The sequence below is a fragment of the Dankookia sp. GCM10030260 genome (assembly GCF_042666655.1).
Lineage (GTDB): Bacteria > Pseudomonadota > Alphaproteobacteria > Acetobacterales > Acetobacteraceae > Paracraurococcus.
In genome coordinates, this window is the sequence record NZ_JBHTDE010000015.1 from 1 (window position 1) to 12830 (window position 12830).

Consider the following 12830-nt stretch of genomic DNA (forward strand, 5'->3'; position numbering starts at 1 on the left):
GCAAACGCCCGACACTTTGCCCAAACGCCGGGGGCGACCCAGGCGTAGTGCCACGCGCCCCTGATTTTCCCAAATTCACAAGCCATATCAGGCAGTTCGCAGTAGGCGGTGTTCAAGTTGGGCCTGGGCCCTTGGTCAATGCGTCCTGGCCAGAACGCGCAACCGCTCGAAGCCCTGATCAGCGCCGTGACGGCGCACGTCAGCGAGGCCGGGGTGATGCTTCTGCCGGCATTGGCCGGCGACGCTCTGGACGCGATCTTGCAGCCCTTGCGCATGCGGGATCACGGCAATGCCGAAGATGATGCGGCGGACAACGCACTCGACCTCGACGAACTCGCGGCGTAGGTGGGCAGCTTGGGCGGCGATTGGCTGCCTAGCTAGAGGGGCGCGCGATGCCCGCCATTGTGGCAAAGGTAGCCCAGTCGAACGGCTCCGGCCCGCATGATCCCTGCCAGGCTGCGCTGGCGATATGGTCTGCTGCCAGCCAAGCCGTGCAGCATCGGCGTTCAACATTTTCAAGTTGGAACCTGCCGCTCGTCGACGAGGCGGCGGACGCTTTCGATCCGCTCCTGGCAGTGCGCGGCGAGGCGCTTGGCTCGCAGAACCAGCGGCTCGATCTGGTCGATGTCGGGGATGCGTCCCTGTGCTGGTTTGAGCTTTGCCGAGATCGCCAGCAGTTCACGATAGGCCTCCTCGAAACGCTCCGGGATTTTGTCCTCGGGCTTGCCGATCATGACCTGGGTGTCACTCATGGCTTCGTCGTCTCCTGTAGGGGACCGCCCGCAGGCAAGATACCGGTGGTATTGAACGCCGGGCCATCGGGCCGCAGTAGGACGGCTCCGTCGCGCATCTCGGCGCGAACGAGAGGGGCCGCCGCGACGAGCGATGCAGCCGAGAGCGGCGTCCCGACGGCGTTCCGCAGGATTGTATAGCCAGCCGCCAGCACCGTGCCGGGGTCAACTGCTTCGGCCAGGGTAAGCACCCTGCCGATCTCGCGCTCGGCGGTCTCAAGCCCCATCCGTGCGGAGCGCCCGACCTCGGCCAGCTGGTCGGCAACGTCGCGGGCGACGCCATCCAGGAGGCGCGGGGGCTCGGCCGTGACGGCGCCGAGCGCCCGCATCACCTGACGCTCATGCGCGAGCAGATGATCGCCGGCGAGCCGAGCGATCTCCTTCCGGGCGGCGTCGAGGCCGCTGCACGCCGCGTCACGCCGGGCCCGCGCGGCAGCGAGAGCGACGCCTTCCGCCTGGAGGACCAAGTCACGGGCGGCATCGAGCGAGTTGCGGGTGTCGGGCCTCAGGCCTTCGAGCGCACCACGCACGGTCCGCTCGGCGGCGCTCAGGCTGTCCCGGACGCCGCGCCCGATCTCGGTCTCGGCCGCGGTGATGCCCCGGTCATAGTGGGCGACAGCCAGCTGCGCCTGGGATCGGATCTCGACAAAGGCCCGATCTGCAGCCTGGGCCGCGCCAACGACGGCCGTCCGGATGTGCTCGGCCACCTTCGACGGGGTGTCGAGCGGGATGCAGGCGACTTCGTCGAGCAGGTTCTTGTCGCGCTCGTGGCCGATGCCGGTCATCACCGGCATCGGCATCTTGCACACGGCTTCGGTCAGCTTCTCGTCGACGAGGTAAGCGAGGTCGCCCGCCGCGCCGCCGCCGCGGATGATGGCGAGCGCGCAAAAGGGAGAGGCCTGGTGGGCGCGGTAGAGTGTCCGCATCTCGGCCACGATGCGCGCCGCGGCGTCGGCGGTCTGGAATGGCGCCTCGATGAAGGTGAACTCGACCAAGGCGGCCCTTGCCAGGCGGTCCACGGTGGAGCGGAAATCGCCGAGGCCGGCGGCGCCGGAAGGCGAGATCACCGCCACGCGGAGGAAGTCGCCCGGCCGGCGGAGGGCACGGTTCCGCTCCCAGATGCCGGCTGCTGTCAGTCGCTTGCGGATAGCCTCGGCGCGCGCCTTCAGGTCGCCGAGCGAGTAGCTCGGGTCGATGTCCTCGATCTCGACCGAGTAGCCATAGTTGGCGTCGAGCCGCGACGTGAGCTTCACGAGCACCTTGGCCCCGGGCTCGAGGTGGAGCCCCACGGCCGCAAAAGCCTCGGTGATCCGGCGGTAGACGCCCGCCCAGCAGCCGCCGTTCACCTGGGCCAGCTTCTTGCCGGTCGCGTCGTGCTCCACGAACTCCATGCGGACAAACTTGTTCGCCGGCTTCAGGGTCAGCAACTCGCACCGAACCCATGCGGCCGGGACCAACTTCACCTGCGCGGCGACGCCATCGAGATAGGCCTTCAGGCCGACCGCCTCGTTGGTGCGGTCGACGGGAAGGTCGGCCGGGGGGACGCTGCCGGCGCGGCCGGTATCGGCTGGGTGCGTGCTCATACCGCCCTGATATTACACGGCGGCGCGAAGGGCGCTTTGCCGCGCGACGCGCCGCGCGGGGACGGCGGCATCGAGGGACCACGCCCGGGCGAGATCCGCCCGCACCGCGCCGGTCGTGCCGCGCTGCCAGGCCGCGGCCTGGATGCCGGGATCGAGGGCGGCCGCCGTGCTGAGCAGGCGCGCGATCGGACGCCGGCCGAGCCGCGCCAATTCCAGCCGGTCGGCGTCCCAACAGCAGCCGATGGTCGGGTCGGCCGATACCTCGCCCATCTCGTGGCGGGCGCAGGCCGCGGCCAGCACCGCGACCCGCTCCGGCCCGAGTTCCAGCACACCCTGCGCCGCAAGGTCCCGCACATACGCCGCGGCCCGCTCGCCGTGGCCAGGATCGCCCGCCTCGTTGCGCCGCTGGCTGTCGTGCAGCAGCGCGAAGAGATCGACCAGCGCCGGATCGGCGCCGGGCATCGCCGCGGCCAGGGTCCGGCCATTCTCCAGCACCCGCAGCCAGTGCGCCGTGCCGTGGATGCCATCGCGCGGCAGCCGGTAGCCGCCCAGGACATGCTGCACCAGTGCGGGCGTCACCGCCCCCGTCCAGGCGGCCAGCTCCGCGACATAGACGGCGTCCAGCCTGCGGGCGGTGGCAGCGGCCACGACGCGGTCCAGATAGCCCGGCCTTGGAAAGCCCGGCGCGGTCTCGGTCGCCAGGTAGAGCAAGGCGGGACTACCGCCGGCCTCAATCTCGGCCTTCGCGTAGTGGCCGCTGGCCACGCCCTCATAGCGATCGAGCGTGGCCTCGCAGTCCCGGGTCAGCTGCCAGACCAAGCCCCAGGCCTGACCGCCCTGGCAGGGCAGCAGGGTGGCGACGCCGCGGCGGTTGATGACGAAGCGCCACCCCGACAGCGCCACGACTGGCCCGGGCTCCGCCGCCGGGCAACGCTCCCGCATCTGGTCGAGGCAGAGGTTCGAGCCATAGGCCAGGTAGCGTCGCCTCATCGGCCGGGCCGCCCGAAGCGCTCGCTGATGGAGGGCGGTGCCGCGGCGCGCAGATCCACCTCGCCGTGGACGCGCTGGTAGGAGGCGGCGAAGACCTCCTTGCGGGTCCGCTCATCCCAGTCCTCGCCGACCCGGCGCAGCACCAGCACCAGCTCGGCCAGCAGTGGCTCGGCGCCGGCCAGGCCACGGGCGTAGCGCTGCATCCAGCGCAGCTCCCGCTCGAGGTAGTGCCGCGCGGCCCGGCGGTCGCCGTCGCGGTTCATCCTCACCGCCCGGCGCAGCACCTCCGCCTGCCAGGCCTGCACGGCGGCGAGGCTTCGGTCAGCGTCCCGCCGCTGGGCAGTGTTCTCCCGGCCGCCGACCAGACGCAGTTCGACCTCCACCGGGCGGGCCTCGGCCAGGCCGCCTCCTTCCGGCAGCGCCCCGCCGGCTGAGACGCCGAGCAGCAGCGCCGTCCCCATCGCACCCGTCGGGCCGTGCAGCCGGAACACCACCCGCTTCGGGCGGTCCGGCAGCAGCGTGCCGACCAGCACCTCGAGCGCGCCGGGCAGCGCCGTCTGCGACCAGGCGCCCACCACCTCGGCCCGCAGGGTCGCCGGCACCGTCAGGCGGAGCGTGGCGCGCTCGAGCAGCGCGTCGCGGCCCTCCCGCAGCTCGCCCAGCACCACCTCGCCGATCTCGTGCGCCTCGCCGGCATCGTGCAGCCGGCCGCCACCGGCCTCGGCCATGGCGCCGAGCAGCTCCTCGTCATAGCCATCGCCGATGCCGACGGCCGAGGTGATGATGCCGCGCTTCAGGAGCTCGCCGGCGTGGTGGGCGAGCTCGGCCCGGTCGGTGGTGCCCTCGTTGGCCTGGCCGTCCGAGAGCAGCATCAGCCGGTGCGAGGCGCCCGTCCCGGCCGCCATGGCGATCGCCACATGCTCGGCGGCGAGCAGCCAGCCGGCGAACAGGTTGGTGCCGCCGCGCGGGGCCAGCTTGCCGATTGCCCGGGCCGCGGCCCGGCGCCCGGCCGGGTCCATCGGACGGGCATCGAGCAGCAGCTCGGCCTTGCTGTCGAAGGCGACCAGAGTCAGCTGGTCGGTGGCACCGAGCGCCTCGGCCACGGCCAGCGCGGTCCGGCGGGCGGCGTCGAGCTTGTCGCCGGCCATGGAGCCGGAGACATCGATGGCCAGCGCCAGGTTGAGCGGTGGCGCCTGTGGCGCCGCGTCCCGGCCGCCTTCAGCGACAAGGTCGGCCACGAGGTAGCGGACGGAACCGCCGCCCTCCCAGGCCAGGGCACGGTCGAGGCCGGCGGTGAGGGTGAGGCGGGTGGTCTGGGTGTCGGTCATGGGTCCCTCCCGAGTAGGATGTCGCGGATGAGGTCGGCGCAGCGCTCGAGCCGGGCGCGTTGCTCGGCGTCGAGGCGGCTGCGGACCGCGAGCTCGACGTCGGGGGTGACGGAGATGCGGAGCCAGTCCTCGGCGCGGGCCTTGCGGGCGGGCTCGGGGCGGGCCTGTGCGAGGCGGCGCTCCAGCCCCTCGAAGCCGGTCGGCGGCAGCGCCAGGGAGCCCTGGAGCCGTGCTGGCGGTGCCTCCGCTGCGTCCTGCGGCGGGGGTGGTGCGGCGGCCGCCATCATCGGCACGGGCGCGGCTCGCTCTCGGACGGCACGGAGGTAGTCGAGTGCCGAGGACGGCGCCGGTGCTGGCTGGCGCGGCTCGGGCGCGAGGTCGGAGGCCCGGCTGGCATGGGCGCGCAGCTGCTCGGGCGTGGCCACCAGCAGCTCCTGCCGGATGGCGGCGAGCGGCATGCCGAGGCGATCGCGCATGCCGCGGATGGCCAGCAGGCGCTCGAGGGCATCGGCCGAGTAGCGGGCGCCGGGGCCACGGGAGCGCGGCCCAGGGATCAGCCCTTGGGCGACCCAGGAGCGGATGGTTCGGGCTTCCAGGCCCGAGGCCTCCGCCAGCTCGGCGAGGGTGGGTTCGGCAGTTGTGGTCATGTCGGCACGGTATTTCACGAGTTGCGACATGTCTATATGTTTTTGCGTTACCGATCGGACTATGCAGGGCATTCGTGCTGGCACTCGAACAGTCGGATGCCATTCACGCGACGGACCTGCGGCAGCGTGGCATCGCAAGCCTCTGGAAATTCGGCTCCGTTGCCTCTGGCGAGGGTTTCGGAATGATGCGCACGAGGAGGTAGATCAAACGTGTCGCCAGCCCGGCCCCTTCACCTCGGCCATCTGGCCTCAAAGAGAAGGGGCCTACAGCCCCAGTCGCGCTGCTGCGGCCTGAAGTCGCGCCACATCGCCCTCGCGCCATTGATGCCGGGTCAGCAGGCTGGTCGCTTCAGTCGCCGGCATGCCGAGGGCCGCGCCGATCGCAGCGGGCATTGTGATGCCGCGCTCCTCCAGCTCCTGGCCGATCAGCATCCGCAGGCGGATTGTGACCAGCCGGTCGGCCTGCCTGGCGCGTCGCTCCTCGGGCGTGAGCTTCGGCTTCGCAGGTGCCGGTGGCGGCGGCTCGTCAGGGGGTACGTTCATGCGGGCCAGGTAGTCGCGGCAGTGACGGTCGTCATCCCCGGCCCGCCAAGGCTGCGTCAATCGAGCAGCACGGGGTGGGACGGTCCCGTTCAGACGCTCGGCAGCGAAGGTACATGTCCGGCCTTATCGTCACCGCACCCTTACGCTGCGAAGCGCTCAGCGGCTGCAGCTTCGGGACGAATAGGAGGAATAGATGCGTGTAGCCTTACTGAAACTTGGGCTGAAATTCCCGCTTTCAAATGGCAGCGCCGGCCTCCGCCTCACACCAGGCCAGGAAATCGGCTGCTGCGCGGCATAGGCGCGGCGGGTGTGCGGGTTGCGGCTGTGAAGAATTTGAGGGAGCGCAGACTCGCGAGCCCTCCTGTGGAGGCTACCAGCACGGGCACTTTCGCTGTCGCTGAGCCTAGATTTGCGGGAAAGCCCACGTTCACGGGCCGACACCCGGTAGGGGGCAAGCCGTCTTAAGATAGACGTTCAGCCATGCCTTGTCGATGATTACATGCGCCAGCGCAGGAGTTTGGGCCACGAGCGACAGCAACTACCTGGAGGTTCCAAATGGAGTGGCAGTCTATTGAAGGCTACGTTCCGCTTGGTCGTCTAGAAGACTTTCTGGTCGGCAATAAGACCCTTGTCGATTCGTGGCGCCTTAAAAAAACTCTCAACACCTTATTAGATCTTTCATGCAAGCTTTCTGATGGTGTTATAGAAGCAGCTGGCATTGAGCAAGAAACTGGTGAATTAATTGAAATACATGCCTCAGCGTGGCGCATATATCAGCATGCAGAAAGTTTTCTTGACAATCTTTATCTAATTGAAGAAATCAGAGCAGGCAGACGAATAATGATCCTTGGCAGCAAGGAAGGTATAATCATCTGTTACCCTATCATTGCGTTGAGGAGTCTTGCTCTCGCCTTCGGTGCGGAGAACCCTCCTCCTGCACCGTCAGTGCAGCCGCGTGACTGGATCACAGCATCCGCCATCGCGCTCCGCGACGATCAAACACTCAACCTAGGCACCGCGCTCCCACCCCGCGATGCCGCAGCGACGTGGATGCGGGGGTATGCTCGTGCGATGCAGGATGCGGGCTTGAGACCGAAGCGTGATCAGACCTTGCGTCTTTGCCAAGTCGAGGCCGGTTGTACCTACCGGCAGGCCTTGGCCGCCTGGAACAGCCTGCCGGCCGATTGGAAAAATCATACACGCACCCCGACATAGTGAGCTGCGGCTGAGCCGGTGCCCGCTAGGCGCCCGCTAGACGCCCGCTACTAGCTAACCAAGAGCAGGTCGCCATCCCCTAGACACTCGGCACTTCCCAACGATGGAGGAGCCGCGATGCTTCACGCCTTATCCAACTCTCCCAGCTTGCACGCGCCAGACAATGGTCGGGCGATACTGCCGTGAGGAGGTCATACTCAGCTTCCTGCACCGTGCTCAGTTCGAACAACCATGATCTCTTTCTTGGCCTGCGCGACACGGCTGGGTTCCGGCACTTACTGTGAGCAAGCACACACGCACCGCTCGCTTGGTCCGACCTTCGGTAAATCCGCGACGGAAGCACGAGGTGGGCCCGCTCCTTCCTCGCGTCTCGAACCCTGCGCCATGTCCGGGCGACCTTCTCCGGCATACGACCGCACCGGGTAACGGAGCAAACGATAAGGAAGATCTGCCTCAGCCCCTGCCCCGGCTGCTGTCGGCAGCCGAGGTCGCTGTCGTCTTCAATCGCTCGGAGCGCGCTATCCGCGCCTGGACGCAGCGCGGGTATCTCCGGCCGGTGCGGGTCGGACGATCGCTGTTCTTCCGCGAGGACGACGTCCGCGCACTGGTCGCCGACCAGCTCTGCCGCGGCATCCTGGCCCACGCTCCGGATCAGGCTGACCGGGTTGCGCCACCGCCGGGCACGTTGGGCCCACGCCGTCGCAAGCCACTGAAATAGTTGGCGGTTTTTTGCTTTTTTCGCAAGGACATCGGCGCCAGTTCGCCTGGGACTGGCATAGGGTGACCTCCCGATTTTCCCCAGTTGACCGGAGACAGCCAAATGCATGTGTCATCGATCCCGCCTGCCGAGCGGCCACTCAGCGTGGCGCGTGCCCGCGACCGCGTCGCGGGCTGGACCGACCTGTCGTCGACCCGCCGCCGCGATCTCGCCTCCGCCCTGTCAACTGTCGTCCGCATGGCGGACCTGTCGCCCGATGACATGCTGCTGACGCCCGAGAACCTGCGTGAGCGGGTGCTCGACCGATCGCCCACGGCCTACGGCATCACGGTGGGCACCATGCGCAGCGTGCTCTCCAACCTGCGCTTCGTGCTGCGCCGGCTCGACGTCATCGACCCTGCGGACGCGCCGCTCACCCCCGCCTGGGAAGCCCAGCTGAACCTCCTCTCGCAGCTTCGGCGGGCCGGGCTGATCGGCGTCGCGCGGTTCTGCTCCGTGCGGGACGTCGCACCGATCGCAATGTCTCCCGAGACGCCCGACGCCTTCGAGGCATACCTCACGACGCGCACGTTGGCCTCACGACCCGCCAAGACGGTCAGCGAGATGCGCCGCGCCTGGAACCATGCCTGCGCCCATGTCGAGGGCTGGGCCGGACAGCCGCTCCCACCCAGGAAGCAATTGGACCACTACGTCCTGCCGCTCCTCGCCTTTCCCATAAGCTTCCAGACTGAACTCGCCGACTTCGGGCAGCAGTTGGGTGCCACGGAACTCGACGGCCCTGATGCGCTGGACACCGACGACGAGAAGCCGCTGACCCAGAAGGCCACGCTGCGCGCCAGCACCATCGCCATGCGCCTGGACCACATCCGCTGGGCGGCGAGCGCCGAGGTGGCGAGCGGCGTGCCGCTGTCCGAGATCACCTCGCTGGCAAGCCTGTTCGACCCGCCAGCGCGGGCCAAGGCCGCGCTGCGTTATCTCCGTGACCGGACCGGTGGCCGACCCTCGGCAGCCGGCACCCATGTCGCCGAGGTCTTCCGCATCATCGCCAAGCATCACCTCGGCCTGTCCCCGGCGCAGCTCGCCAGGATCCGGAGCTGGGGCAAGCCGGTCGCGCTCACCTACAAGGGGATGACCGAGCGCAACGAGCGGTGCATGAAGGACGCGATGCAGCCGGACCGACTGGAGCGGCTGCTGCAGTTGCCCGAAGCCTTCATGCAGGCCGCGCGCCGGCTCCGCGCCAGCGCTCCGGACCAAGCCCGCGCCCTCGTCCTGCGGGCCCTGGCAATCGAGATCCTGACCAAGCTGCCGATCCGGCTCGCCAATCTCACCGGGCTACGGCCCGACCGGCACTTCCATCGTCCCAACCTGCGGGGAGGCCTCGTCTCCCATCTTCTGATCCCGCCGGAGGAGATGAAGAACACGCGGGCCATCAGCCTGCCCGTGCCGCGGGCCACGGCCCAGCTGATCGAGGAATGGACCGCCCACTACCGGTTGGCGTCCGTGCCGGGGTGCGCCTACCTGTTCCCGGGGTGCGGCACGGGCGACCGGCCCATCACGCACCAGGGCATGCGCGACGCGATCAAGGATGCCACGCGGACGCATGTCGGCGTGGAGCTGTCGCCGCATCAGTTCCGCCATCTCGCCGCCCGGCTGTTCCTGGACGCCTATCCCGGCCACTACGAGGAGGTGCGGCAGCTGCTCGGCCACGCCAGCGTCACCACCACGACGCGGCACTACAGCGGCATCGAGAGCGAGTCCGCCGCGCGGCGCTTCGACGAAGACGTGCTCGGCCGTCATGTCGGAAGCCGCCCGCAGCGTGGTGACCCTGGACCGGGGCGGCGCAAATTCCCGCGCTCGGGCCGCCGCTGAAATGCCGCCCCCCGGCATCTCCCGTCTCTGCTGGCCACTCGAGTGGTGGCCGGCGGTCGACCAGGCAGCATGGACACTCGGCTTCACGCCGGGTGACCCGTTCGACGACCCGCGTTACGGCACCGAACTGCGCCTGGGCTCTCGCACAAAGATCCGCAAGGGCTACGGCCGATGGCTGAGCTTTCTCGCCAAGCGAGGATGGTTCGACCCGGCACAGCCGCCGCTCGCACGTGCCACGCGGCCGCGCCTGCGCGCCTACTTCCGGACCCTGCGTGCGGCGGGCAATGCCGACCGGACCATCATCGGCCGCTTCGGCGAGCTCACCATGGCGCTGAAGGTCCTTGCCCCCGGTGAGGACGTATCCTGGGTCATGCGGCCTGATGGCGTCTCGATCTACGCCATGCTGCCGAAGGCGCAGCGGATGCTGCTGGTGCCGGACGCCGATGTGCTGTTCGCCTGGGGCCTGGAGATGATGGACGAGGCGGCGGCACGCCCGAGGGAGCCGGGCCCGCTGACGGCCTATCGCGACGGGCTGTTGATCGCCCTGTTCGCCGCCCGCGGCCGGCGCCTGCGATCGATGGCACTGCTGCGCGTTGGCCGCGAGTTGGTGCAGCGCGGCGGGCGCTTCAGGGTCGAGCTCACGCCGGACCAGGTGAAGACGGACAAGCCGGATCGCTTCGACCTGCCGGACCGGCTGACGTCCTATCTGCGACACTACCTCGACAGCGTCCGCCCGGCGCTGCTGCGCGATCGACCGGAGGACGCCGTCTGGGTCAGCGCGCAGGGCGGGGCGTTGACCGAGGCGGGGATCCAGAGCCGCATCAGGAGGCTGACGCGACGACGCTTCGGGCAGGCCTTCGGGCCACACCGGTTCCGGCACGCGATCGCCACCACGACGGCGCTGCACGTCCCCACCCATCCGGGCCTCGCCGCGGGGCTGCTCGGCATTTCGTCCGGGGTCCTTGAGCAGCACTACAACCGGGCCAGGCAGTGCCAGGCCGCGACCCGCTTTGCGGAGGTGATCGAGCAACGACGGCGACGACGGCCCGGAACGTAGCCAGGCAACGGCGGGAGCAGGCTGCAGACGAAAAATCTTACTGGCTGTTTTGTTTTTTTATAGAATTGAAATGTTGAGGCTGCCTCCCCATCTATGTGGAACGAGAGGCCCGACCCTGTCGGCCGCCCCGCTCCCCTGAACAGCAACGCAGTCCCGATTGGACGAGGGTCGAGCATAAATCTGCCGCGTGAAGCCGCGCCGGGCCGCTTCTGGGTCGGTGGACCGGGCTGGTCGCCTCTCCTCTCCCTCGTCCCGCACCGGGCAGGGTGTGGGCGCCATCCCTGGCGCGGCATACCCGACACCGCGCATCCGGCCCTATGCCGGCCGCCCTCTGCGAACCCCAGCCCTGCCAGCGGTGGTACGGCGGTGCGACGGACCGGGGACGCCGGCACCACCTGGCCAGACCAGGATGAGTGCTCCGGCCTGCCGCGTGCGCGCGGCAGCGGCGCGGCCACAACCGCGCCCACCATCACCACCATGGCGGGCCCGCCATGCGCGGTGCCGGTCCCGTGTGGGCCGGCATCGCGGCGTTCCGGGCGGCTCCCCCGCGGGCCGCCCGGCTGCGTGCCCTCACCCCGGGCATGGGCCGCACCGACCCGGCAGCCGCATCCACGGATGCTGGGCCGAACGCCGGCCCACCCCTGCCCTCCAGCCGGTCTCGGCAGCTCCGAGCCGACCGCCGCGGACCCTTGAGCAAGGCCGAAACCACTGCTGGAGATCGCATGAACCCCATCAGCACCCTCAGCTACCAGGGCAGGCCCGTACGCCTGCGCGGCAGCATGCTGAACCTCGCCGACATGTGGCGCGCCGCGGGCCGGCCGGAGAACCGCCGGCCAGCCGACTGGCTCGCCCTCGAGGAGACCGCGCGCTTGCGCGCCTACGCAGACACTCACTGGACCGCGCTCGATGAGCCGGTCACGGCCAATGCCGGCCTGGCTGGCATCTGGCACCTCGACACCGACGGCCTCGTCGCCGCCGCCCTCGGCCACTCGGGAGGGATCTGGGCCAACTGGCAGCTCGCGCTGTCCTATGCCCGCACCCTCTCCCCGGCCTTCCACCTCTGGGCCAACACCGTCGTCCGCGCCGCCATGGAGCGGCCGGGCGACCTGGCCACGGCGGATCCCGATCCGCTGCTGGCCCACCTCGCCGTGCGGTTTCGTGAACTGCACCGCCGCCTCGACACCCTCGAGCGGCACGCCGCCGACCTCATGGTCCTGGCCCTCTCGGGCCAGGAGCTGCTGTTTGGCGGCCGGCGGGAGTTCTCGGAGCGGAGCCGGGCCCTGCTGGCCCGGGTGGTGGCGGCCGAACCCTACGGTGGCCAGTGTCCCTGCTGCGGCCGCGAGCGCGTGCTCGCCGAAGGCGGCCGGCTGCTACCCGGCGCCGAGTTCGACCACTTCTACCATCGTGGCCTGAACCGGCCCGAATACGGCTGGCCCGTCTGCGCGCCCTGCCATGGCGAGCTGACCTACGGTGGCCACCTCGCCCGCTTTGCGCGGATGCCGGAGTTCCGGGCCTTCCAGGCCCGGGTGCTCGAGCAGCGCCGCCGGGCACGACAGTGCCCCGGCGACGCGATGTAGCCACCCACCCCTGCCCGCCCCAGCGGCGGGCACCCGAGAGCCCCGTGACCTCAGCCCGAGGTCACGGGGCTTTTCGCGTTTTCAGCGCGGCGCGGCTCCGAAGTACTTCCAGTCCATGCCATCAAAGACTGACATCTACGTCGACATGGACGCCGACAATCATGAACTCACACAGCGCGGGTCGGATTAGCCGGTGCCGTTTGGGGGCCTGCGTAACTCTTCGGCATATCTCGCACGCGGTCGGATCAGCCGACCGTCACGGCGCTGCTCCAGGGCGTGGGCGATCCAGCCGGCGGCGCGCCCCGCCCCGAAAAGCCCGCCCGCTGCGCCTGCCGGCAGACACGGACAAGGCTCGCTTTGCGAGACTATCAAGGGGGACCCGTTCCGCCAAACTGATCGGGCGCTGTTCGAGACCGAGACACGCTCTTGGCCCGGGATTCGCGAGTTTCAGCGACCCGGCCCTTTGGCCCGGCGGAGGTCGCGCTGATGGCCAAGGCGATCTCCTCCACGAG

General features: G+C 69.5%; 13 protein-coding genes. 6 read left to right on the forward strand and 7 right to left on the reverse strand.

The genetic code is table 11. The features are described from left to right. Positions 1-138 precede the first annotated feature (138 nt). Positions 139-345 (forward strand): hypothetical protein, encoded by a 207-nt coding sequence (locus ACFQS7_RS26395; protein WP_380070138.1) that lies wholly within the window; start codon positions 139-141, stop codon positions 343-345. 170 nt (positions 346-515) lie between these two features. On the opposite strand, the gene ACFQS7_RS26400 is transcribed toward ACFQS7_RS26395, so the two are convergent. The 6 genes from ACFQS7_RS26400 to ACFQS7_RS26425 all read right to left on the reverse strand — a co-directional run bounded on the left by ACFQS7_RS26400 (position 516) and on the right by ACFQS7_RS26425 (position 5882). Next, the gene (locus ACFQS7_RS26400; RefSeq protein WP_380070139.1) at positions 516-752 is read right to left on the reverse strand and encodes a hypothetical protein; all 237 of its coding nucleotides are present in this window, start codon (positions 750-752) and stop codon (positions 516-518) included. Beyond that, entirely contained in the window at positions 749-2374 is a 1626-nt protein-coding gene (locus tag ACFQS7_RS26405; RefSeq protein WP_380070140.1) for an exodeoxyribonuclease VII large subunit, read from the reverse strand. Before ACFQS7_RS26405 ends, ACFQS7_RS26400 begins: the two co-directional genes overlap by 4 nt. Before the next feature lie 12 nt (positions 2375-2386). Further along, a complete protein-coding gene (locus ACFQS7_RS26410) occupies positions 2387-3364 on the reverse strand; it encodes a gamma-glutamylcyclotransferase (RefSeq protein ID WP_380070141.1) in 978 nt (325 codons plus the stop codon). Then, positions 3361-4692: a VWA domain-containing protein gene (locus tag ACFQS7_RS26415; protein ID WP_380070142.1), complete on the reverse strand. Its 1332-nt coding sequence runs from the start codon at positions 4690-4692 to the stop codon at positions 3361-3363. The genes ACFQS7_RS26410 and ACFQS7_RS26415 overlap by 4 nt, the downstream gene beginning before the upstream one ends. After that, positions 4689-5369 carry a helix-turn-helix domain-containing protein gene (locus tag ACFQS7_RS26420; RefSeq protein WP_380070143.1) on the reverse strand — a complete coding sequence of 227 codons (681 nt, stop codon included), beginning with the start codon at positions 5367-5369 and terminating at the stop codon, positions 4689-4691. Before ACFQS7_RS26420 ends, ACFQS7_RS26415 begins: the two co-directional genes overlap by 4 nt. A 234-nt stretch (positions 5370-5603) precedes the next feature. Next, positions 5604-5882 carry a hypothetical protein gene (locus tag ACFQS7_RS26425; RefSeq protein ID WP_380070144.1) on the reverse strand — a complete coding sequence of 93 codons (279 nt, stop codon included), beginning with the start codon at positions 5880-5882 and terminating at the stop codon, positions 5604-5606. Positions 5883-6437: 555 nt separating this feature from the next. Between ACFQS7_RS26425 and ACFQS7_RS26430 the strand changes: the two genes are divergently transcribed. From ACFQS7_RS26430 to ACFQS7_RS26450, 5 genes are all read left to right on the forward strand, one after another. After that, positions 6438-7097: a hypothetical protein gene (locus ACFQS7_RS26430; protein ID WP_380070145.1), complete on the forward strand. Its 660-nt coding sequence runs from the start codon at positions 6438-6440 to the stop codon at positions 7095-7097. 346 nt (positions 7098-7443) lie between these two features. Further along, positions 7444-7815, forward strand: coding sequence for a helix-turn-helix domain-containing protein (locus ACFQS7_RS26435; RefSeq protein WP_380070146.1), 372 nt, complete (start codon positions 7444-7446; stop codon positions 7813-7815). 237 nt (positions 7816-8052) lie between these two features. Further along, positions 8053-9684, forward strand: a complete 1632-nt coding sequence (locus ACFQS7_RS26440) for a tyrosine-type recombinase/integrase (protein ID WP_380070147.1) — start codon at positions 8053-8055, stop codon at positions 9682-9684. After that, positions 9611-10741, forward strand: a complete 1131-nt coding sequence (locus tag ACFQS7_RS26445) for a tyrosine-type recombinase/integrase (protein WP_380070148.1) — start codon at positions 9611-9613, stop codon at positions 10739-10741. Before ACFQS7_RS26440 ends, ACFQS7_RS26445 begins: the two co-directional genes overlap by 74 nt. Before the next feature lie 722 nt (positions 10742-11463). Next, positions 11464-12318: a KilA-N domain-containing protein gene (locus ACFQS7_RS26450; protein WP_380070149.1), complete on the forward strand. Its 855-nt coding sequence runs from the start codon at positions 11464-11466 to the stop codon at positions 12316-12318. A gap of 186 nt (positions 12319-12504) precedes the next feature. On the opposite strand, the gene ACFQS7_RS26455 is transcribed toward ACFQS7_RS26450, so the two are convergent. Then, entirely contained in the window at positions 12505-12690 is a 186-nt protein-coding gene (locus ACFQS7_RS26455) for a citrate/2-methylcitrate synthase (RefSeq protein ID WP_380070150.1), read from the reverse strand. Between the last annotated feature and the right edge of the window lie 140 nt (positions 12691-12830).